Here is a 19833-nt window from a genome sequence, read left to right on the forward strand (position 1 = left end):
TATACACCGATCGGCGCCGCGGAAATTGGCGCGCGGAATCGTCGAGGCCCGCGCGGATTGCTCCGCGCGGGCCTCGACTGATTACAACCTTTACAGCGCCGCACGTCAGATTCGACTGGCGGCTGATGGTGTAATGCCTTGAACACCTTGCTCGATTTCATCGCCGGCTTGAATGCCGCCCGGCAAATTATGCAGTGGGTCCTACCGGCATTCGCCGGGATGAACGACCCGGAAGCCCGCGCCGCCGGCCTCGCAGGAATTCGGGAATGTCTGGATCCGGCTGCCGCGCTGGCCGCAGACCGGCGCGTATTCGCGGCTGCAGAACTGGCCCTGCGGCGGGCGGTCGTCGTCGCGACGGCATTCACCGGGCGCAACGACGCGGAAGCCATCGGCACGTGCCATGCAGGCATTGGAGAAGGTCTGCTGCTGGCGGCCGCGCTGGCCGCACACCGGCGCATATTCGCGCGTGCAGGCTTGCGGTTCACGCTCCGGCGGACGGTAATCCGGCCGGCACTCGCCGCGGTGGACGACGTTGAAGCCATCGGCGCGCGCCTGGCAGGAGTTCGAGAAGGTGCGCGTGCGGTTGCCGCGCTCGCCGCAAACCGGCGCATATTCCATGGTGCACATCGGTGGACGGATCGGGCCCGGGCCTGGACCCGGCCGCGGCTCGTCGACCACGACGGTACAGGCCGACAGGAACCCGAAAGCCAGGAGAACAGCCGCCCCCGGCCGCGTGAAAAGAAGTCTGAGAAGCGCCATGAATATCCCCTGGAGTGCAGCGATGGCCGGCGACCCGGCGTCATGCCGCATCATCCCGCCCCCGTTCACCGGTATCTATTCCCGTACACGGTTTGGTCAAGCCCGCAGCCGCGCCGCGCACAGATGGTTGCATCCGGACATCCCGCTCGAAGCGCGCATGAATGGCAAGGGGCCCGCGCACTGTCGCGCGCGGGCCCCGTTATCGATAGGCCGGTTCAGGCCTCAGGCGGCGCGGCCGTAACCTGTCTGCCGGGCCGTCTCCTGCAGGCGGAACTTGGTCAGGAGCATCTTCAACTCGCGGCTCTCGGCCGCAAGCGTCTGGCTTGCCGCCGTCGTCTCCTCCACCATCGCCGCATTCTGCTGGGTCATCTGGTCCATGCTGTTGACCGCAGTGTTGACCTCGGCAAGACCGGTCGCCTGTTCGCGGGCCGCCGTCGCGATCGAGGCAACCTGTTCGTTGACGCGGTTGACCAGCGCCTCGATCTCGGTCAGCGCGTCACCGGTCGAGCGAACGAGCTCGACACCGGCACCGACTTCGCGCACCGACGTGCCGATCAGTTCCTTAATCTCCTTGGCGGCACCGGCCGAACGCTGTGCCAGTTCGCGCACTTCCTGCGCCACCACCGCGAAGCCACGACCGGCCTCGCCTGCCCGGGCGGCCTCGACGCCGGCGTTGAGCGCAAGAAGGTTGGTCTGGAAGGCGATCTCGTCGATCACGCCGATGATCTGGCTGATCCGGCTCGATGATGTCTCGATCCGTCCCATCGCATCGATGGCGTTGCGCACGATGCCGCCGGATTTGGCCGCGCTCGCCTTGGTCTCGTTGACCATGCTGCGGGCCTCGTTGGCCCGATCGGAGGAATGGCGCACCGTCGAGGTGATCTCGTCGAGCGCAGCTGCGGTTTCCTCGAGCGCCGCTGCCTGCTGTTCGGTCCGGCGCGACAGGTTGTTGGCCGCTTCCGAAATGTCGCCGGCGCTCGCCGTGACGATCTCGGTGGAATGCGAGATCGATCCGATAACATCGCGGAGGGCGGCAACCGCCGTGTTGAAGTCGTGCCTGAGCTTGCCGTATTCCGGCGCGATATGGCCGATCTCGGCCGTCAGGTCGCCGCTTGCGAGCAGTTCGAGCGCGGCACCCACGGTTTCCATCGCGTCCGTCTGCGCGTCGGCGGTTGCCCGCTGGCGCTCTTCGTTGCCGCGCCGTTCGGACGCCATGCGATCCTGCTGCTCGGCCTCGCGGGAGCGCAGTTCCAGCCGTTCGCGTACGGAATCGCGCAGGACCACCAGCACCTTCGCCATCTGGCCGATCTCGTCGCCCCGATCGGTTTCGGGCACTTCGCTGGACAGATCCTCGTCGGCGATCGACCGCATCGATGCCTTCAGCTTCTCGACCGGCCTGACCACGCTGCGCACGATCGCCAGTGCCGCCATCAGGATCGCGAGAGCCGCGGCAAGCAGAATACCGGCAACCTGCCACGCACGCTCGCGGAACATGGCGGCGAGATCGTCGGAATAGACGCCGGTGCCGACGACCCAGCCCCAGGGCTTGAAGCCGGCGACATGGGAGTATTTCAGCACAGGCTCATCGGCGCCCGGCTTCGGCCAGTAGTAGTCGACGAACCCCTGCCCGCTCTTTTCGACCGTCTTGACGAACTCGACGAACAGGTGCTTGCCGTTCGGGTCCTTGTTGGCTGAAAGATCCTTGCCGTCCATTTCCGGCTTGATCGGATGCATGATCATCGTCGGATGCATGTCGTTGATCCAGAAATAGCCGCTGCCCTGGTAGCGCATCGCCTTGATGGCTTCGAGCGCGCGTTTCTGCGCGTCCTCGCGCGACAGCGTGCCGGCCACTTCCTGCTTGTGATAGGCGTCGAAAACCGCAATCGCGTTCTCGTTCATGGCCGACAGCATCGCCTTGCGCTCGCCGACGAGCTTGTCCTGCGCCTGAAACAGGCCGAAGGTCAGTGCCGCCGCCATGGTCAAAAGTGCGAACGCCACAAGCGCGTAGAGCCGCACCGAAATCCTGAATCGTTTCATCCCCAGTCCCCTGCCTCCAGTAGAAGCGTGCAGGATAGGGATGGCTCTTTGCAAAGCCCCTAACAAACGACCCCTAAATTTGACGATTCTCAATTAACACCTTCGAAAGAAGCGCAGTCGTCGATTGTTCGGTCGCATTCGATTTGTCCTGCGGCGCCCTTCCCTGGAGAAGCCACCATGCGCTACATCTTCTAGGGTAAAAGGGAGACAAGCCGCATGATTGCAGACAGCAGACCGACCGGCGAACTGACCTTGCGCACGCTCGCCATGCCGGCCGACGCCAACGCCGCCGGCGACATCTTCGGCGGCTGGGTCATGGCACAGATGGACCTTTCCTGCGGCATCCGCGCTGCCGAGCGCGCCCGCGGACGGGTGGTGACGGCGGCGGTGAAGGAGATGGCCTTCGCCCTGCCGGTCAAGATCGGCGATACGCTGTGCATCTATACGGATGTCGTCAAGGTCGGACGCACTTCGATGACGCTCAAGGTGGAAGCCTGGGCGCAACGTTATCTCTCGCATCTGATGGAGAAGGTGACCGACGCGATCTTCGTCATGGTCGCGCTCGACGAAAACGGCAAGCCGAAGGCGGTGCCCGAGGAATAGGAGAGGCGTTCATGGATCCGATCCAGCCCGACCCGGCGATCTTCTCGCATATTCGCGTCGTCATGGGCATGATCGTCAGCCTGAGCCTCGCAAGGCTGCTCAGCGGGCTTGCGCTCTTCGTGCAGCATCCGGGCAAGACAAGGGTCTACTGGATCCACCTTGGCTGGGTGCTGTTCATGTTCGTCTTTCTGGTGCATTTCTGGTGGTGGGAGTTCCACCTCCACGCCCTGCCCGTCCTCGACGTCGCCGTCTATCTGTTCGTCATCCTCTATTGCTGCGTCTTCTTCTTCCTGTGCGTGCTGCTGTTTCCGACAACGCTGGATGATTACAGCGACTACGAGCATTACTTCATGTCACGGCGAAGGTGGTTCTTCGGCTTCCTGGCGCTTGCCTTCGCCGTCGATCTGGTCGACACCGCGTTGAAGGGCAAAGCCTACTTCGCCTCCTACGGGCTCGAATATCCCGCGCGCAACGTCACCTACATCGTGCTCTGCCTGATCGCGGCCTGGACGCCGAACCGGCGTTTCCATGCGGCCTTCCTCATCGGCGCGGTGGCCTATCAACTGGTCTGGATGTACCGGGCGTTCGACCTTTTGGATTGAGGCCGTTACCAGCTCAGCCAGCGTCGCCCGGCGAAGTAGCCGACCGTGGTCACCAGCAGGACGGCGATCGAGTACCAGACCGCCAGAAACAGCGGGCTGTCATCAGGGCAGTGAAACGCGTAGAGCGCCGCGGCAATGGCGCCGGCGGCAAGGCCCGCCGAAGCGCCTGCAAGGCCGGGATTTTCAGGCGCGCCGTTCTTCAAGACAAACAGAAAACCGGCAAGCGGCGCGAGCGACAGCACCGGAATGAAAAACAGGCAGAAGCCGGCATTCTTGCCGATCAGGCTCTCAGTCCAGGCCTGCGAGGGCAGCATCAGCAATTCGATAGAAACGGCAATGGCCAGAAGCGTGGCCGGAATGGCAAGCTGAAATCCACGCGCCCTGAGCGAGCGCCCCGGCCGCCCGACAAGGAAGGCCAGCCGGCATGCGACGACGGCGAGCACAAGCGTGAAGCCGATCTTGAAGAGCACCCGCGCCGTCTCGATGGCCGTTGCCAGGTTGGGCCGCACACCGACCGTCGATAACAGAATGAGGGCGGACACGATGAGCCCCGCCAGAAGTGCGAGCGCCAGCATGCGGCCAAGCCGCATACCGACGGAGGCATCCTCGGCCAAAAGGCTGATCAGATCATTCGTCTTCACGTGTCTCACTCCGATAAAGGGCTGCCAACGACTTCAACGCCCGGTGCAGTGCCACGCGCACCGACCCTTCGCTCATCTTCAGTCGTTCAGCCGTTTCACGCACGCCCGCCCCTTCGAGCGAAATCGAGCGCACGATATCGCGCTGAGGATCCTTCAGGCGTTGCAGCAGGTTGGCCGCATCCATCCGGTCCAGCCCGTCACCCTGCTCCTCCGCCTCCAGCGTCTCGATCACATCCTCGATCGGCACATTCACGTGCCGACCCCGGCGACGCAGGCTGTCGATCAGCTTGTTGCGCACGATTGCCGACAGCCACGGGCCGATCGGTCGATCAGTATCCCACGTTGCGCGCTTGAGGTGCACGGCCAAAAGCACTTCCTGCACCACGTCCTCCGCCTCGCTCGCCGGAGCACCGAACTGATCGCAGCGCCGGCGCGCCATGGCGCGCAGATGCGGGGTCACGGCGCAGAGGAAGCGATGGTAGGCCTGCGTATCGCCCTTCATGGCGCTGCGCATCCATTCCGCCCATTGCTGTTCACGCGCCGAAGAATTCACCCGACATCATCCTCTACGAACGGGCACACGTTTTTGTTACCGACCCGCGAAGAAATATTTCTGAATCGCCGGAAAGCCTTGGTTCGCCTGCGTTTTCCCCCGCAATCGAAAAGACTGCAAGCGCACGCGGCGAAAAAAATCGAAACGCGTGATGTAACGAACGGCGATCCGCCTCCGTAGCCCAAGTGTCAGCCGATCATGGCCGACCATCAACGGAGACAGTTCCATGAAAAACAGCATCGCTACTCTGGCACTCGCAGGTTCGCTCGCTTCGGCGCTGGCAACAATCGCTGCCCCGTCCGCCTTCGCCGCCGAAAACACTGAAAAATGCTACGGCGTTGCCATGAAGGGCCAGAACGATTGCGCTGCAGGCAAACATGATTGCGCCGGCAAGTCGACGATGGATTTCGACAAGGGCTCGTTCAAGCTGGTCCCGGCCGGCACCTGCACCTCGATGAAGACCCCTGAGGGTCACGGCATGCTGATGCCGGCCTGATCGCATCGGTCCAAACCGACAGCGTGCCTTCCTCAACATAATCAGGACTGAACAGCATCATGAACAAGATATCCGCAAGCGTCTTTGCCGCTTCCGTCGCAACCGCCCTGTCACTCGTCGCGAGCGCCCCCGCATCGGCCGCCGAGCCGAGCAAGGAGAAGTGCTACGGCATCGCCCTGAAGGGCCAGAATGATTGCGCTGCAGGACCGGGCACCACCTGCGCCGGCACCTCCAAGGTCGACCACCAGCAGAACGCCTGGAAGCTCGTTCCAACAGGCACATGCGAGGCGATGAAGACGCCGAATGGCCATGGCTCGCTGACGCAGGGTCCCGCTCCGGCCTAAGCCCCGGATCGTCACCATCCGACAAGGCGGCGGCGCAGTCCCCCCGCGCCGCCGCCCCGCAACCAGAGGAGCCATCCGAATGAAACTCTCCGATCTCCCGCGCCGTGCTGGCGTCGGCTTCAAGCCCGAGCATTTCCAAGCGATCAATGCGGGCCCCCAACCGATCGGCTTTTTCGAGGTGCATGCCGAAAACTACATGGGTGCCGGCGGCCCCCCACATGCGCAGCTCGCCAAGTTGCGCGAAGACTACGCGCTTTCCATCCACGGCGTCGGCTTGTCGATCGGCTCGGTTCAGCCGCTCGACAAGGCACATCTGTCCCGCCTGAAGACCGTCTGCGACCGCTACGAGCCCGAGAGCTTCTCCGAGCACCTCGCCTGGTCAACGCATGACAGCGTCTTCCTCAACGACCTGCTGCCACTGCCCTATACAAACCTGACGCTGACGGCGGTTGCCGACCACATCGACCAGGTCCAGGAAACGCTGAAACGGCAGATGCTGCTCGAAAACCCGGCCACCTACCTGCTCTTTGCCGAAAGCACGATCGAAGAAACGGCGTTCCTGGCTGAGGTCGTCAAGCGCACCGGCTGCGGCTTGCTGCTCGACGTCAACAATGTCTTCGTCGCCTCGACCAACCATCATATGGACGCGTCCGACTACCTCGCTCGCTTCCCCGTCGATGCCGTGCGCGAAATCCACCTGAGCGGTCACTCCGAGACGGTGGACGATGCCGGCGCGCCGCTCCTGATCGATAGCCACGATACGCCGGTCAAGGATCCGGTCTGGGCGCTCTATGCCACCTTGATCGCGCGCATCGGCCCGGTCGCGACCCTGATAGAATGGGACAATGACGTGCCCGACTGGCCGGTTTTGAGCGCCGAAGCGCGGGCCGCCGACGTCATTCTCCAGAACGCCTGCAAACGCCGCGCCGCCTGAAGGAGAGAGCCTTGTCACTTGGCACCCAGAGGCAGTTTGCCGCCGCCTTGACCGATCCGGCCGTTCCCGTTCCGCAAGGCCTGACAGCCTGGAACGGGCCCCGGCCGCAGCGTCGCTTCGCCGTCTACCGCAACAATGTCGTCTCGGGCTTGACGGGTGCGATCGCCTCGCGCTTTCCGGCCGCCGAGACGATCGTCGGTGAGGCGTTTTTCTCAGCGATGGCAGCCGAGTTCGTCCGTCTCCACCCGCCGCATTCTCCCTTGCTGCTGACCTATGGCGACGACTTCGCCGATTTCACCGAGCAGTTCGAACCGGCAAGATCCATTGCCTATCTGCCCGACGTCATCCGGCTGGAGGCGGCACGCGGCAAGGCCTATCACGCCGCCGACGCAGCCCCGCTCGACCCCGCCGTGCTCGCAGTCCTTTCGCCCGAACGGCTGGCAGACGTCGTTTTCGTGCCGCATCCATCTTTGAGCGTCCTGCGGTCGCCGCACCCCATCGTCACCATCTGGGCGATGAATGCCGGGGAATCCGAGTTGCGTCCGATCGAGGCATGGGTCGCCGAAGACGCCATCGTGGTGCGGCCGCATATGACGGTCGAGGTCCGCCGCCTGCCGCCGGGCGGCGCAGCCTTCCTGCAGGCCTTGGCGGAAGGAAAGCGCCTTGCCGCCGCGGTCGACATCGCGAGCGAGGATGCCAGCGCGTTCGACCTATCGGCCAATCTCGCCGGCGCCCTGCAAACCGGCGCCTTCGTTGCCATCCGCTGACTGGAGCAAGACCATGCAAAACGAAATGTCCCTGACGTCGGACGGCCACCAGGGCATTGCCCGCAAGTTCGGCGCGGCGCTGCACATCCTGGATCGCATCCCGCACGATGTCGTCGCGCTGATCGCGCGCCTGTCGATCGCCGCAGTCTTCTGGCAGTCGGGCCAGACCAAGGTCGATGGCTGGCAGGTAACGGACAGCGCCGTCTACCTGTTCGAAAACGAATACCGGCTGCCGCTCGTAGATCCCTGGCTTGCCGCCCATGCGGCCGCTCTTGCCGAACACCTGTTCCCGCTGTTGCTGGTCATCGGTTTTGCCAGCCGGCTGTCCGCCTTGGCACTCCTCGGCATGACGCTGGTGATCGAGATCTTCGTCTACCCCGATGCATGGCCGACGCACGGCACATGGGCGGTCTGCCTGCTCGTGATCATCGCCGGCGGCCCTGGTCGCGCTTCGATCGATCATTTCATCGCCCGGCGTTTCGGCGGGTGCAGCGCCCGTCGCTGACTTGAGGCATGCCGCGGCGCTCAATCGGTCAGCGCCGCGCGGCGGCTTGCGCCCGGGCAGGATGACGAAAATTCCCGGGAGGCCCGCCTGCCGCAAAAGCGTTTCGCAAAGAGGGCCGACAACAAAACAAACAAACTCCATAAATTTTATGATCTTCTTCTACACTGAACCCGGTTCAAAGGACGGCGCCCTTAGCCCTCCAGCAAACAGGAGCGGGACAGATGTACAAACTGACCAGACGACTTTTCGGCACCGGCCTCTTCACCGCCGCAGTGCTGGCCTCCTTCGGCGTCTTGGCTGACGATCTCAAGGAATTCCGCATCGGCTTCCAGAAGACCGGCCTGCCGGTGGTCGCCCAGCAACAGAAAGTCATCGAGAAGGCGCTGGAGCCGAAAGGCATCGCTGTGTCATGGGTCGAGTTCACCGCCGGGCCGCCGCTGGTCGAAGCCTTGAATGTGGGCTCCATCGATGCTGGCTGGACCGGCGACGCGCCGCCGATCTTCGGCCAGGCCGCCGGCTCGGCGATCGTCTACGCCGCTGCCCTGCCGTCCAATGGCAAGGGCGAGGCAATTTTCGTCAAGCCGGGCTCGCCGATCCAGTCGCTTGCCGACCTCAAGGGCAAGAAGATCGGCGTCGGCAAGGGCACCAGCGCCCATAATCTCGTGGTTGCCGCACTGGAGAAAGCCGGCATCGGCTTTGGCGACGTTACGCCCGTCTATCTGAGCCCTGCCGATGCGGCTGCGGCATTTGCCAGCGACAAGATCGATGCCTGGGCCGTCTGGGATCCCTTCTTCGCCATCGCCGAAACCCGCTACAAGCCGCGCATCCTGACGACCTCGGCCGAGACGCTTGATGTCAATACCTACTTCCTCGCCAACCGCGACTTTGCCGCCAACCACGCCGAGACGGTGACCACCACCATTGCGGCACTGAAGGAGGCCTCGGTCTGGGCCGATGGCAATCGCGACAAGGTCGCAGCCGCGCTGCACGATGTGACCGGCGTGCCGCTCGAAGCCCAGACGATTGCGGCCAACCGCACCGTGTTTTCCATCGGACCGATCACCGACGAGATCGTCGCGGGCCAGCAGCAGACTGCCGATCGCTTCTTCAAGCTCGGGTTGATCCCCAAACGGATCACCATCTCCGATGCGGTGTGGACAGCGCCGGGCAATTGATCCCTCTCCCTCCCAAGGCGAGAACCGGCCGGCGTCGGGACGAAAGTTTCGGCGCCGGCGCCGCGAAGACCTGAGACTGCGAGCAAGCAAGGACCTGAGGCATGGCGAAGACCGCAACGAACACCATTGCGCGAAATCTCGCAGGCTGGCTCCTGCCCACCATCCTGATCCTCGTGTGGGAAGCGGCCTCCCGCACGGGCCTCATCTCGGAGAGTGTGATTGCGCCTCCCTCGGCCGTGCTCGCCGCCTTCATCCGCCTGCTTGCCACGGGCGAGCTTGCCGAAAACATCGGCGTCAGCACCTTGCGCGCACTTTCGGGCTTTGCCATCGGTGGCTCGATCGGTTTTGCCTTCGGGCTTGCCAACGGCCTTTCGCGCCTCAGCCGAGACCTGACCGACACGACGCTGCAGATGGTGCGCAATATCCCGCATCTGGCGCTGATCCCGCTGGTCATCCTGTGGTTCGGTATCGACGAGGAAGCCAAGCTGTTTCTCGTGGCGCTCGGCGTCTTCTTCCCGATCTACGTCAATACGCTGCTCGGCATCCAAGGCGTCGACCCGCAACTCGTCGAGATGGGCAGGATCTACGGCATGTCGCGACGCCAGCTGTTCTTCCGCGTCATCCTGCCAGGCGCCCTTCCCGCCATCTTCGTCGGCCTTCGGTATGCGCTCGGGATCATGTGGCTGACGCTGATCGTCGCCGAGACGATCGCCGCCTCCTCCGGCCTTGGCTACATGGCGATGCAGGCGCGCGAGTTCCTGCTGATAGACGTCGTCATTCTCTCCATCCTGATCTACGCGCTGCTGGGCAAGCTGGCCGACAGCTTCGCAAGGCTGCTCGAGCGCCTGACGTTGCAATGGCACCCCGCCTTTCAGCCGGCCTGAGGCAGCTCTTTCCAGACGAAGAGGAACAATCCGATGTCCGTCATCGCCCTTCATGCCAAGCAGCAACCGGACAAAAACGACGTGCCGGCGTCCAACCGGGCACCTTCACCGACACCACCAGCAGTCCCGCTCGCCTTCTCCTTGCGCGGAATAACCAAGCGTTTCGGCGACAAGACCGTGCTCGACGGTATCGACCTCGACGTGCCGCAGGGGCAGTTCGTCGCCGTCATCGGCAAGAGCGGCTGCGGCAAGAGCACGTTGCTGCGCATTCTGGCCGGGCTCGACACCCCGTCCAGCGGCACCCTGACCCTTGCCGGCGGCAGCGCATCCGAGCGTCGCAGCCGCATCATGTTCCAGGAGCCGCGGCTTTTGCCCTGGGCAAGGATCGGCCGCAACGTCGAGGTCGGCCTCACCGGCATCGCCAAGGGCGAAGTCGCCCGCGACCTGTCGCTGCAGATCCTGCAGGCGGTTGGCCTTGCCGACCGCGCCGGCGAGTGGCCGTCCGTCCTGTCAGGCGGGCAGAAACAGCGCGTGGCGCTTGCCCGGGCGCTTGTCGCCCACCCCTTCATCCTGGCGCTCGACGAGCCGCTCGGCGCGCTCGACGCCCTCACGCGCATCGAGATGCAGCAACTGCTGGAGCGCATCTGGCAACAACAGAACTTTACCGCCGTGCTCGTCACGCACGACGTCGCCGAGGCCGTAGCGCTCGCCGACCGCGTCGTCGTGATCGACGAAGGCCGCATCGCGCTTGATCTGCCGATCCCGGTCGCCCGCCCCCGCCGCCACGGCAGCCCCGAGACCGCTCGACTCGAAGGACAGATCCTCGACCGATTGTTCGGGCGGGGCTGACACGCACCCTCGACTGCCGTTCAGCGTGCAGGCCGTTGACGACCACAACCTTCCGTGAAAGCAATGCAACCATTGCCTTCATGAGAGGTTGAAACATCAATTCGACGGCCATCGATACCAGACCTGCGCGCTTCCTCTGGCGACGGCTGGCCGCCTTCGTCATCGACTCCCTTCTGTTTTATGTTGCCGCGATCGTCATTGTCATCAGCCTCGCCACAATCCTTCCCTGGACCCCGCGGCTCTTCGTTTCGACGACGACCCTATGCGAACCGGCCGGCCCCAGCGCCCTTGCAGAAAGAATTGATCGCGAATGGCCGCTCGGTAAAGGTCAGAGGCGGGAAAACCAAATCTGCGTGACATCCACCGCGGGAGCGCCTGAAGAGAGGACGTTCGTATCGACGTTGATCGAAGCCGGCATCAAGCCCGGCCAGCGCTCGATCACGTTGGCGATCGACGAGGCAGCCAACCCTCTCGAAATTGAAATTGTGCAGATCGCACGCAGCGTTCTGGACCAACTGCTGCCATTGTTTCTCTTCGCCCTCTGCAGCGCCGGCCTTGTAGCGCGTTTCGGCGCAACGCCTGGCAAATTGCTGCTCGCCTTGCGCCTGGTTCAGGACAACGGTGAACTGCTGCCGTTTGTCTCCGCCGTCAAGCGGGAGACGTTGCGGATACTGCCGTTATTAGTGTTCATCCTTTTGGGTGCGCCGTTGTCGACGCTGTTGCTGGCAATCTTTGGCAGCGGCGACATTCTGACGGATCTCATCGAAGCCATCACCGTCTTCGGCGCCCCGGCCCAAGTCATCCTGCTGGCCAATTTTCTGGCCTTCCCGCTTTTTATTATCCTCTGGTGGGTCTTTCCCTTCATGCGCTGGCGCGGCCAGACAATCTACGATCTTCTGGTTGGCTGCCGTGTCATCCGCAAATCAGCTCACCGAACAACCGCCACGACTGCAGCATCGGCGTCCTGAGCGAGAGATGACGCCACAGGGCGTCCGCTCAGCCCTTGAAGATGAACGAGGCGCCGATCGCGATCAGGGAAAAGCCGACCAGGTGGTTCCAGCCGATCGACTCCTTCAGCCAGAACACCGAGAACGCCGCGAACACCAGGAGCGTGATCACCTCCTGCATCGTCTTCAGCTGCGCCGCCGAATAAACCTCGTGGCCGATGCGGTTGGCCGGAACGGCCAGGCAATACTCGAAGAAGGCAATACCCCAGCTCGCGACGATCGCCATGTAAAGCGGCGAGGACGTGTATTTCAGGTGACCATACCACGCGAACGTCATGAACACGTTGGAGACCAGCAGCAGAAGGATCGGCCAGAGATAGGCCGGATTGACGGAGAATGACATGGGAACCTCAAGGGCACGAATCGTCCGCGCAGAATGATCTTGCGGTCAGGCTTCTGACAAGCGCGAACATCGCGCTTACTCCCTTGTGGCTCGCGCACCATGCTCCATTGCAGTCCGCGATGGCCGAAATCGCTGCCTCAATTAAGGCGTCATGGCGCGTTTCATCTGGAGCCACCCACATCCCCGCTCCAAGCCCGACACAAAAACAACGCGTAAAAGTCGTAAAAATCAAAAATATCTAACCCGAAAGAGTTAGTTTACGCACGAAAATTCTCGTTTTTTGCCCTTTGCCACAATTTTGCTCCAGCCGATGAGCAAAAGTCCGCGCACCGTCCGACGGGACAGGCAGGGGAATACCACACTCCGACGGCAATCGCCGTGAAGTTGGCACCGCGTTTCGGCGCGGTTCGCCGGCGCGCTGATGCTGCGTTCAGATTTGCGACGCGCAGGCGCCAACCGCCGATATCCCCCGAACACAGTGATCGATGCAGATGAAACCGGGGGCAGTGTTCGGCGATCGCCAGGCACATCCGGAATGCACGCACCATACAACCTGGCAAGGAGACCTGACCATGAAGGTCCTGGCGTTTCTCGCGGCTGCCTATGTCGCGCTTTTGACACCGGATGTGGCCACGGCGGGCATGTTGGCCCAGGCCCAGCAGTATAACGGCCTGCATGAAGTGAAGAACAACAAGCGGCTGCGCACCGCACTGGGCATAAATCCGGCCCGCACCCCCTGGTGCGGTCATTTCATGGGCCTGGTCGCGCGCCAGGCCGGCAGAACCCCGCCGCAGAGCTTCGGCATCGCCCGCTCGTGGCTGCGCTTCGGTGCACCCGTCAAACTGTCCTATGCCCGCCCCGGTGACATCATCGTGGTGCGCACCGGCCGCCGCTATCATGTCGGCATCCTCTCGGCCTTGTCGAAATCGACGGCAAAGATCATCGGCGGCAACCAGTCGGGTCGGGTCACGGTGTCGCAGTTCAGCCGCGGCCAGGTGGTCGCCGTCAGGCGCTAGCCGCGGAATGAAGCAAAGGACCGTGCGCAGCCTGGCACATCGCCGGCGACCGTGCCCCAGACATCGCCACTCTTGCCTGGCGGCGACTTGAACCGGATCGCCGGCGAAGCAATGGCCGCCGCACACGCCCCTTGCTCCGCCCGTCGGTCACAGAAGCATGTCCCTGATCGTCTTCATCGCCTCTTCCCTTCCTGTGCCGTAGGGGATGAGCCCTTTGAGCCGGCCGTCGGCGCCCACGAGCAGAAGCGACATGGTGTGGCTCATGTGGTAGTCGCCATTGTCACTCGGAACCTTCTCGGCATAGACCATCCACCCGTCGACGACCTTCCGCATTTCCTCCGGCTTGCCGGTTATTCCCGTGATCCGGTTGGTAAAGGCGGTGACATATCCATGCATGATCTCGGGCGTGTCGCGTTCGGGGTCGACGGAGAAGAAATAGACCTTCAGATCCTGCCCTTGTGTCCCGAGCCCCTTCAGCCAGTCGGCGACTTCGTAAAGGGTCGTCGGGCACACCTCCGGGCAGCGGGTGTAGCCGAAATACATGACGGCCGGCGCGCCTTGAAAGATCGACTGATCGACGGGTCTGCCCCTGTCGTCGACCAGCGCGAATTGCGCGCTGAATGGCCCTCGTCGCGGCTCGTTGAGCGCAACCCAGGCCACGACGCCGACGAGTATGGCGAAGAGGACACCGGCAAGACCGGTGACGACGATTGCAAGTGGACCCCGCATCATTTTCCGTGCCCCTCGTGCTTCCCATGGCCGCCGTTGCCGGCCGGCGGTCCGACCGTAAAGTCGACCTCGATCGAGCCAGCCCGTTCGAAGGTCAATGTCGCCCTGATGTCTTCGCCCTCCTTGAACGGTTGCTGCACATCCATGAACATGACGTGATAGCCGCCCGGCTTGAGCTCGACCGTCGTGCCGGCGGGCACGGTGATCCCGCCCTCAAGCTCGCGCATGACCATGACGCCGTTGTCGAACTTCATTTCGTGCAGCTGGACCGATCCGGCACGGCTGGCGGTGGCGCTGACGAGCCTGTCGTTGGTTGCCGCTTCGTTGGTGATGGTCAGATATCCGCCGCCGACTTTGGCGCCGGGCAGCATGGCACGCGCATAGGGCTGGCTCACGCTGATCTCGCCGATCCTGATGTCATGGGCAAACGCGCAGGAAAAGGCGCCGGAGGCGACCAATGCTATCGTTGCAGCCCAGGTGGTGAGCGTTTTCATGTGTAATCTCCACTGGATGTGTTTGCATCGGGCAGGATGGCGCTGCCCGTTTTGTCCACGAAGGTGGGTTTCTGGTTGGCGCCGGGCGCGTGCAGCCTCGCCCCCTGGACGAGAGCCGTCGGCGCCCGGCCGCTTGGCAGAAACCGATGGATGATAAGGATGGTGTTTGATCTGCCCGAAGCCTGCGACGTCGCTTTGCGTCGGCCAGACGCCCTATGGTGCGTTCCGGCCTACAGATGTGCCGATCGATCCCGGCCCGCAGCTTCGCCGCACGGCACGGGGCCGGCCTCAGGCAATCGCGACGGAAGGTGGTCCACGGGCAAGCGCGCTCGGCGCAACGAGGCGGGCGTGAAGAACGTTCCGCCGAACGGGAAACTGGACATCGCTCGCGACCTCGACCTTTTGTCCGCACCGATCCGCCGGAAGCGCCAGACTGATCGATTGCGTGATGCGGCAGGCTTCGCAGCCATTGCCTCGATCGAGGCTTTTATGGTCTTCGCCCTCATCATGGCCGGGCGTGCAGGCGCTCGAAAGCGTCCCGTCCGGCAGTACATATTCGGCGAGCAGTCCACCTGGCGCGGGCGCGCCGATAACCGGCGGCTTATGCGCCAAGCCAAGGCACAAAAGGGCGATGGCGCAGAGAATGCGCACCGTTTTCGCCCAATCCGTCCCCCTTGCCATCATGCGCAACAGTCCCTTCCGCCTATGACTAATTCTCCTGGCGCCCCCATCGCAATGCGGCACTTGGACACGCATTCGCAGGGACGGCCCGCCTTGCCGACATGGAAGAGCGAACCAGCCACGCTCGCGGGACGCCGGCGCGATTTCGGTCAATCGGTCACAGCTGGAAGCGGCCGGCGGTCAGGTACGGGTCAGCGCTGGAGCCGCCTGTCCGCCCGCGAGCGTCAGGCGCATGGCGCAGCGCCGCGCGGCAGGCAGACCATACGTCGCCTCCTTCGCGAGGATCGCTGCCAGCCGCGCGTCGACCTCGTCCACCGCAAGCGTCGTAAAGCCGACCTTGCGATAGAAGCGCTCGTTCCATGCGAGGTCACGGAATGTCGTCAGCGTCACCGCGCCGAGCGAGCGGGCGCGGGCCTCGGAGATCGAAGCGTCGACAAGGGAGCGGCCGATGCCGTGGCCCTGCCAGTCGTGCAGCACCGCCAGTTGCCAGATGTGCAGCGCGCCATCGGCGACCTCCGCACAGAGAAACCCGAGCGGACGGTCGTCAGCGTCGACAGCAACCCAGGACAGACCGGCGCGCACGAAATCCAGATGCGCGTCGATCGACTGCACGTCGTCGTCGGCGATCCAGGCAAGGTCGGGCACGACGCGAAAGGCTTCTCCCGACGATCTCTCGATCGCCGGAAGCGCCGGCACGTCGTCATCACGGGTCAGTCGAATCAAGGTGTTCATGGCGGCATCCTAGCGATGACAGCCGCCTCGTCGAGGCCGTCTTCATGCCGACTGCCGCGCAAGGCAGGACGGCGAAGGATTTTCAGCTTTTCCGCACAAAAACAATTAATTATCCGAATTTCTTCGCCATCCACACACGGCCTTCACCGGGCGGCCGGTCTTTGAGCCGCGCGATCTCGGCATATCCGCCGCGTGCGTAAAAGCCGATCGCCTGGAAGGTCGAGGTGGTCAGTTGCGCGCCGATCGCACCATGGACCCGCGCTACCTCTTCCAGCTGCCGGAGAAGCCGGCTGCGATGAACCTCAATCCGCATCGGCTTATCAACGCGCGAATTTTTCCTGCATCGGGTCAATCCAGCGACAGCGCCATCAGCGTCTCGTCGAAATACTCACCGTCGACGCAAAGCGCGCGTTTCTCCAATCCGTAACCAACGAAGCCAAGCTTGGAATAGAGCCGCAGCGCCGGGGCGTTGGAGGCAACGACGGTGAGCTGCAACTGCTCGACCTTGCCGCGCGCCTCGTCGATCACGGCCTCGACCAATCGCCGCGCAAGGCCACTCGCGCGTGCCGCCTCGACGACGTACATGCCCCAGAGAATGCCTTTGTGCTTCGACTTGATGGCATTCGGGATCGACAGTCCGGCGACGCCCACAAGCGTACCGGCCGCATCGAACCCGCCGAAGATCGCCGCCATCGCCAGCCGGTTGGCGAACCATTCCGGTGGCTGTTTCGCCTCATCCTCATGGGAGGCGCCGAACGCCTCGGGATGGCGCAACAGGCCGTCCAGCCGGAGCGCGCGATAGCGCTCGGCGTCTCGTGCTTCAAGGCGGCGGAGCTGAAAGGCAGACATGAGGGGTTCCCGGTTGATCGCGAGCCGGGCGATCCTCCCCGCACCGCCCCCATCCTGTCAACGTTAATCCGCGGTAGCAGCGATCGGATTCCAAACTTTAGATTTCGCCGCTAAAACACTGACTCCTTGACGGAATGCGCGTTTCAGAATGACGCAAGCAACTCCAGTGCAGCACCCAGACCCGCAGCCGGGCTCGTGAGCGGCCTTGGGCCGTTGCGCACGCGATCGGCCGCACCGGCCATCGAGGCTTGAGCAAGGGCGACGATATCGGCACCATCCTCATAGGCCGCCTCGGCGGCGGCGGCGACCGCGGCGAGATAGCCCTCGCCGTCACCTGTCTTGAACAGACCCCATGCGCCGGGAACGAGACGAACGTCGAGCGCTGCACCCTTGCGCTCTGCGGCTGCTGCAAAAAGCACCGTGGTCGGCATCACGGTCGTTTCGACCGCGCAGAGCGCTACGACCTTTCCGCCTGATGTCACAGCCTGTTCGGCAAGCGCTGCGTCGGTCCGCAACACCGGCACCGGCGTGGCACCGATCGCCGCGATGCTCGGGCCGAGCGTCGAGCAGGTCAGGATCACGGCGTCGGAGCCGGCCACCAGCGCCGAAAGGGCCGCGACGGTCTGCCCGGCGATGTCTTCCGTAAGTCCACCTGACCGTTCGGCCGCCACGAGCAGATCCGGCCGTACCGCGTGTACGAGCACATCTGCCGCAAGACCGAGTTCACGGGCGGCGGCTTCGAAAACGGCGATGTTGCTGTCGGCCGTGTGCAGGCAGGCAATGATCAAGTTGCTTTTCCTCGTGTCGGTGTCGGTTTCGAGCCAGGCGAAGCCTGTTGCATATCTCGCACGTTCCGGCAGAGGGTGGAAAGGTCGATTGCAGACCCACAACGCAGCCTTTGGTCGTTTCACGCGCGCAATCCACGGGCGAAAACACGTGCCGTGCCCAAATGACCGCGAAATCGGCGCAGCAATCACCGTTGCGGGCGCTTCCAACGCTTTTCACGCTTCTAGATAGAGCTAATTTACGTTACGCTTAATTTAATCTCACCAGTACGCCGCAGGAGGGGCTCGCCCCCTTGGAACGGAAGCTCGCAGTTATCCTCGCTGCCGATGTCGCCGGCTACAGTCGCCTCGTTGCGACCGACGAGGAAGGTACGCTTGCGACGCTGGGAACCTATTGCGCCACGATCGGCGACCTCGTCGCCGAGCACGGCGGTCGTATCTTCAGCACTGCCGGCGACAGCGTCGTTGCCGAGTTTCACAGCGCCGTTCAGGCCGTTCGCGCCGCTGTCGCCATCCAGCGCGCCCTGCAGCGCCGCAATGCAGACCTGTCGCCGGAGAAACGCATGGAGTTCCGCATCGGCATCAATCTTGGCGACGTCGTGGTGGAGGGCGCCAATCTGCTTGGCGATGGCGTCAACGTCGCCGCGCGGCTGCAGCAGGTGGCGCGACCCGCGGGCGTGTGCATCTCCGGAACGCTGCACGACCAGATCGAAGGCAAGCTCGACTTTCCAACGGTCAAGCTCGGCGAGCAGACGCTGAAAAACATGCCGCGGCCGGTGCTGGTGCACAGCGTCGAGTGGCGTGAAGATCCGACATTGCCCGACCTGCCCGGCATGCCGCTGCGTCTGCCGAACAAGCCGTCGATCGCCGTGCTTCCCTTCGTCAACATGTCGGACGATCCCGGCCAGGACTTCTTCGCCGACGGGTTGACGGAAGACATCATCACCGGGCTTTCGCTCTGCCGCTGGTTCTTCGTCATCGCCCGAAACTCCTCCTTCGCCTACAAGGGGCACGCGGTGGACGTGAAGCAGATCGGCCGCGATCTCGGCGTGCGCTACATCGTCGAGGGCAGCGTGCGCCGATCGGGGAGCCGCGTGCGCGTCACCGGGCAGTTGATCGAGGCCGAGACCGGCGTGCACCTCTGGGCGCAGCGCTTCGATCGCGAGGTGGCGGACATCTTCGCCATCCAGGACGAACTCACCCAGCATGTGGTGGCCGCCATCGAGCCGGAGATCCTCATCGGCGAAAACCGAAGGGCGCTGTTGCGCGGCACCGAGAACCTCGACGCCTATGAATGCCACATGCGCGGCACGCTGCTCCACAATGCCCAGGATACGGCGGCGCATTTTTCCGAGGCGATCGACTGGCATCGCCGCGCCATCGCGCTGGATCCCGATTTCGGCCGTGCCCATATGATGCTGGCGCGTTCGCTCTATGCCCGATGTTTCTTCGGTTTCAGCGACGATATCGAGCGCGACCGGATCGAACTGCTCGCCGCAGCCGAGCGCGCCATCGCGCTCGAAGATCGGGACCCCTATTCGCACTATGTCATGTGCCTTGCCAATTTCTCGGCCCAGCGTCCGCATGCCGCTGTTGCCGAGGCGCAGCAGGCCATCGACCTCAATCCCAATCTCGCGCTGGCCCACATGGCGCTCGGATGGGCGCGCATCTTCATCGGCCGCTTCGCCGAGGCGCTCGATCCGCTGCACAAGGCCCTGCGGCTGAGCCCGCACGATCCGTTGACCTATCTTTTCCTCAACCGGCTCGCGCTGGCCCACTATCATCTTGGCAACTACGAGGAGGCGCAACAGCATGCCGAACGCGGGCTTCTCTTGCGTCGCACCTACTTCAATCTTGTGGTTTTGCTGGCCTGTCTCGGCCAGCTCGGGCGAACGGAGGGGACAGGCAAGCTCGTCGACGAGGCCGTTGCCGGCGCGCCTTGCGATCTTGCGCGCTATTGGCAGATCTTCACCTGTTATCTCGAGGCCGCCGATCACGCCCATTTCACCGACGGCCTGCGCAAGGCGGGCCTGCCGGCCGTTGCGTGA

25 protein-coding genes are annotated in these 19833 nt (G+C 63.6%); 13 read left to right on the top strand and 12 right to left on the bottom strand.

Going from position 1 to position 19833, the window contains the following annotated elements; genetic code table 11:
- Positions 1-201: 201 nt before the first annotated feature.
- Both RTP54_RS09805 and RTP54_RS09810 read right to left on the bottom strand, forming a co-directional pair.
- Positions 202-759, bottom strand: coding sequence for a Kazal-type serine protease inhibitor family protein (locus tag RTP54_RS09805; protein WP_112804697.1), 558 nt, complete (start codon positions 757-759; stop codon positions 202-204).
- 222 nt (positions 760-981) lie between these two features.
- A complete protein-coding gene (locus tag RTP54_RS09810; protein WP_312362252.1) occupies positions 982-2796 on the bottom strand; it encodes a methyl-accepting chemotaxis protein in 1815 nt (604 codons plus the stop codon).
- A gap of 216 nt (positions 2797-3012) precedes the next feature.
- Here RTP54_RS09810 and RTP54_RS09815 point away from each other — a divergent pair, with 216 nt between their 5' ends.
- Complete coding sequence (locus RTP54_RS09815) at positions 3013-3399, top strand: acyl-CoA thioesterase (protein WP_112804693.1); 387 nt, start codon at positions 3013-3015, stop codon at positions 3397-3399.
- 11 nt (positions 3400-3410) lie between these two features.
- Positions 3411-4001, top strand: coding sequence for a hypothetical protein (locus tag RTP54_RS09820; RefSeq protein ID WP_112804691.1), 591 nt, complete (start codon positions 3411-3413; stop codon positions 3999-4001).
- A gap of 5 nt (positions 4002-4006) precedes the next feature.
- Here the strand turns inward: RTP54_RS09820 and RTP54_RS09825 are convergent, their stop codons facing one another.
- Positions 4007-4642 (bottom strand): DUF1109 domain-containing protein, encoded by a 636-nt coding sequence (locus tag RTP54_RS09825; RefSeq protein ID WP_312362256.1) that lies wholly within the window; start codon positions 4640-4642, stop codon positions 4007-4009.
- Positions 4629-5195, bottom strand: coding sequence for a sigma-70 family RNA polymerase sigma factor (locus tag RTP54_RS09830; protein WP_312362258.1), 567 nt, complete (start codon positions 5193-5195; stop codon positions 4629-4631). The genes RTP54_RS09825 and RTP54_RS09830 overlap by 14 nt, the downstream gene beginning before the upstream one ends.
- 226 nt (positions 5196-5421) lie before the next feature.
- On the opposite strand from RTP54_RS09830, the gene RTP54_RS09835 reads away from it, so the two are divergent.
- From RTP54_RS09835 to RTP54_RS09875, 9 genes are all read left to right on the top strand, one after another.
- Positions 5422-5691 carry a DUF2282 domain-containing protein gene (locus RTP54_RS09835; RefSeq protein ID WP_112804683.1) on the top strand — a complete coding sequence of 90 codons (270 nt, stop codon included), beginning with the start codon at positions 5422-5424 and terminating at the stop codon, positions 5689-5691.
- 59 nt (positions 5692-5750) lie between these two features.
- The gene (locus RTP54_RS09840; protein ID WP_112804681.1) at positions 5751-6035 is read left to right on the top strand and encodes a DUF2282 domain-containing protein; all 285 of its coding nucleotides are present in this window, start codon (positions 5751-5753) and stop codon (positions 6033-6035) included.
- A 79-nt stretch (positions 6036-6114) separates the two neighbouring features.
- Positions 6115-6969 (top strand): DUF692 domain-containing protein, encoded by an 855-nt coding sequence (locus tag RTP54_RS09845; protein ID WP_312362260.1) that lies wholly within the window; start codon positions 6115-6117, stop codon positions 6967-6969.
- A gap of 11 nt (positions 6970-6980) precedes the next feature.
- The gene (locus RTP54_RS09850; RefSeq protein WP_112815608.1) at positions 6981-7736 is read left to right on the top strand and encodes a DUF2063 domain-containing protein; all 756 of its coding nucleotides are present in this window, start codon (positions 6981-6983) and stop codon (positions 7734-7736) included.
- A 25-nt stretch (positions 7737-7761) separates the two neighbouring features.
- Positions 7762-8241, top strand: a complete 480-nt coding sequence (locus tag RTP54_RS09855; RefSeq protein WP_312363220.1) for a DoxX family protein — start codon at positions 7762-7764, stop codon at positions 8239-8241.
- Between the two features lie 221 nt (positions 8242-8462).
- Entirely contained in the window at positions 8463-9416 is a 954-nt protein-coding gene (locus RTP54_RS09860; protein ID WP_112815610.1) for an aliphatic sulfonate ABC transporter substrate-binding protein, read from the top strand.
- 101 nt (positions 9417-9517) lie between these two features.
- Positions 9518-10300 carry an ABC transporter permease subunit gene (locus tag RTP54_RS09865; RefSeq protein WP_112815611.1) on the top strand — a complete coding sequence of 261 codons (783 nt, stop codon included), beginning with the start codon at positions 9518-9520 and terminating at the stop codon, positions 10298-10300.
- A 33-nt stretch (positions 10301-10333) separates the two neighbouring features.
- Complete coding sequence (locus tag RTP54_RS09870) at positions 10334-11149, top strand: ATP-binding cassette domain-containing protein (protein ID WP_112815612.1); 816 nt, start codon at positions 10334-10336, stop codon at positions 11147-11149.
- A 353-nt stretch (positions 11150-11502) separates the two neighbouring features.
- The gene (locus RTP54_RS09875; protein ID WP_409517095.1) at positions 11503-12117 is read left to right on the top strand and encodes an RDD family protein; all 615 of its coding nucleotides are present in this window, start codon (positions 11503-11505) and stop codon (positions 12115-12117) included.
- Between the two features lie 28 nt (positions 12118-12145).
- On the opposite strand, the gene RTP54_RS09880 is transcribed toward RTP54_RS09875, so the two are convergent.
- Positions 12146-12499, bottom strand: coding sequence for a DMT family protein (locus tag RTP54_RS09880; RefSeq protein WP_112804665.1), 354 nt, complete (start codon positions 12497-12499; stop codon positions 12146-12148).
- Between the two features lie 572 nt (positions 12500-13071).
- Here RTP54_RS09880 and RTP54_RS09885 point away from each other — a divergent pair.
- A complete protein-coding gene (locus RTP54_RS09885; protein WP_112805265.1) occupies positions 13072-13515 on the top strand; it encodes a TIGR02594 family protein in 444 nt (147 codons plus the stop codon).
- Between the two features lie 147 nt (positions 13516-13662).
- On the opposite strand, the gene RTP54_RS09890 is transcribed toward RTP54_RS09885, so the two are convergent.
- The 7 genes from RTP54_RS09890 to RTP54_RS09920 all read right to left on the bottom strand — a co-directional run bounded on the left by RTP54_RS09890 (position 13663) and on the right by RTP54_RS09920 (position 17788).
- Positions 13663-14244, bottom strand: a complete 582-nt coding sequence (locus tag RTP54_RS09890) for an SCO family protein (RefSeq protein WP_312362265.1) — start codon at positions 14242-14244, stop codon at positions 13663-13665.
- On the bottom strand, positions 14244-14738 hold the full coding sequence (locus RTP54_RS09895; protein ID WP_312362266.1) for a copper chaperone PCu(A)C: 495 nt from the start codon (positions 14736-14738) through the stop codon (positions 14244-14246). The genes RTP54_RS09890 and RTP54_RS09895 overlap by 1 nt, the downstream gene beginning before the upstream one ends.
- A 288-nt stretch (positions 14739-15026) precedes the next feature.
- Positions 15027-15422: a hypothetical protein gene (locus RTP54_RS09900; RefSeq protein ID WP_312362267.1), complete on the bottom strand. Its 396-nt coding sequence runs from the start codon at positions 15420-15422 to the stop codon at positions 15027-15029.
- A gap of 177 nt (positions 15423-15599) precedes the next feature.
- Entirely contained in the window at positions 15600-16151 is a 552-nt protein-coding gene (locus RTP54_RS09905) for a GNAT family N-acetyltransferase (RefSeq protein WP_312362268.1), read from the bottom strand.
- Positions 16152-16260: 109 nt separating this feature from the next.
- On the bottom strand, positions 16261-16464 hold the full coding sequence (locus tag RTP54_RS09910) for an acetyltransferase (RefSeq protein ID WP_312362269.1): 204 nt from the start codon (positions 16462-16464) through the stop codon (positions 16261-16263).
- A gap of 35 nt (positions 16465-16499) precedes the next feature.
- Complete coding sequence (locus tag RTP54_RS09915; protein WP_112815619.1) at positions 16500-17000, bottom strand: GNAT family N-acetyltransferase; 501 nt, start codon at positions 16998-17000, stop codon at positions 16500-16502.
- Between the two features lie 143 nt (positions 17001-17143).
- Positions 17144-17788, bottom strand: a complete 645-nt coding sequence (locus RTP54_RS09920; protein ID WP_312362272.1) for an Asp/Glu racemase — start codon at positions 17786-17788, stop codon at positions 17144-17146.
- A gap of 290 nt (positions 17789-18078) precedes the next feature.
- On the opposite strand from RTP54_RS09920, the gene RTP54_RS09925 reads away from it, so the two are divergent.
- Positions 18079-19833 carry an adenylate/guanylate cyclase domain-containing protein gene (locus tag RTP54_RS09925; protein WP_112804649.1) on the top strand — a complete coding sequence of 585 codons (1755 nt, stop codon included), beginning with the start codon at positions 18079-18081 and terminating at the stop codon, positions 19831-19833.

Source organism: Ensifer sp. (assembly GCF_031989085.1).
In the GTDB taxonomy this organism is placed as follows: Bacteria; Pseudomonadota; Alphaproteobacteria; order Rhizobiales; family Rhizobiaceae; genus Ensifer.

Coding starts and splice junctions, on each gene's coding strand:
- RTP54_RS09805 (WP_112804697.1), bottom strand. CDS start 759: ATGGCGCTTCTCAGACTTCTTTTCACGCGGCCGGGGGCGGCTGTTCTC.
- RTP54_RS09810 (WP_312362252.1), bottom strand. CDS start 2,796: ATGAAACGATTCAGGATTTCGGTGCGGCTCTACGCGCTTGTGGCGTTC.
- RTP54_RS09815 (WP_112804693.1), top strand. CDS start 3,013: ATGATTGCAGACAGCAGACCGACCGGCGAACTGACCTTGCGCACGCTC.
- RTP54_RS09820 (WP_112804691.1), top strand. CDS start 3,411: ATGGATCCGATCCAGCCCGACCCGGCGATCTTCTCGCATATTCGCGTC.
- RTP54_RS09835 (WP_112804683.1), top strand. CDS start 5,422: ATGAAAAACAGCATCGCTACTCTGGCACTCGCAGGTTCGCTCGCTTCG.
- RTP54_RS09840 (WP_112804681.1), top strand. CDS start 5,751: ATGAACAAGATATCCGCAAGCGTCTTTGCCGCTTCCGTCGCAACCGCC.
- RTP54_RS09845 (WP_312362260.1), top strand. CDS start 6,115: ATGAAACTCTCCGATCTCCCGCGCCGTGCTGGCGTCGGCTTCAAGCCC.
- RTP54_RS09855 (WP_312363220.1), top strand. CDS start 7,762: ATGTCCCTGACGTCGGACGGCCACCAGGGCATTGCCCGCAAGTTCGGC.
- RTP54_RS09860 (WP_112815610.1), top strand. CDS start 8,463: ATGTACAAACTGACCAGACGACTTTTCGGCACCGGCCTCTTCACCGCC.
- RTP54_RS09865 (WP_112815611.1), top strand. CDS start 9,518: ATGGCGAAGACCGCAACGAACACCATTGCGCGAAATCTCGCAGGCTGG.
- RTP54_RS09870 (WP_112815612.1), top strand. CDS start 10,334: ATGTCCGTCATCGCCCTTCATGCCAAGCAGCAACCGGACAAAAACGAC.
- RTP54_RS09880 (WP_112804665.1), bottom strand. CDS start 12,499: ATGTCATTCTCCGTCAATCCGGCCTATCTCTGGCCGATCCTTCTGCTG.
- RTP54_RS09885 (WP_112805265.1), top strand. CDS start 13,072: ATGAAGGTCCTGGCGTTTCTCGCGGCTGCCTATGTCGCGCTTTTGACA.
- RTP54_RS09890 (WP_312362265.1), bottom strand. CDS start 14,244: ATGCGGGGTCCACTTGCAATCGTCGTCACCGGTCTTGCCGGTGTCCTC.
- RTP54_RS09895 (WP_312362266.1), bottom strand. CDS start 14,738: ATGAAAACGCTCACCACCTGGGCTGCAACGATAGCATTGGTCGCCTCC.
- RTP54_RS09900 (WP_312362267.1), bottom strand. CDS start 15,422: ATGATGGCAAGGGGGACGGATTGGGCGAAAACGGTGCGCATTCTCTGC.
- RTP54_RS09905 (WP_312362268.1), bottom strand. CDS start 16,151: ATGAACACCTTGATTCGACTGACCCGTGATGACGACGTGCCGGCGCTT.
- RTP54_RS09910 (WP_312362269.1), bottom strand. CDS start 16,464: ATGCGGATTGAGGTTCATCGCAGCCGGCTTCTCCGGCAGCTGGAAGAG.
- RTP54_RS09915 (WP_112815619.1), bottom strand. CDS start 17,000: ATGTCTGCCTTTCAGCTCCGCCGCCTTGAAGCACGAGACGCCGAGCGC.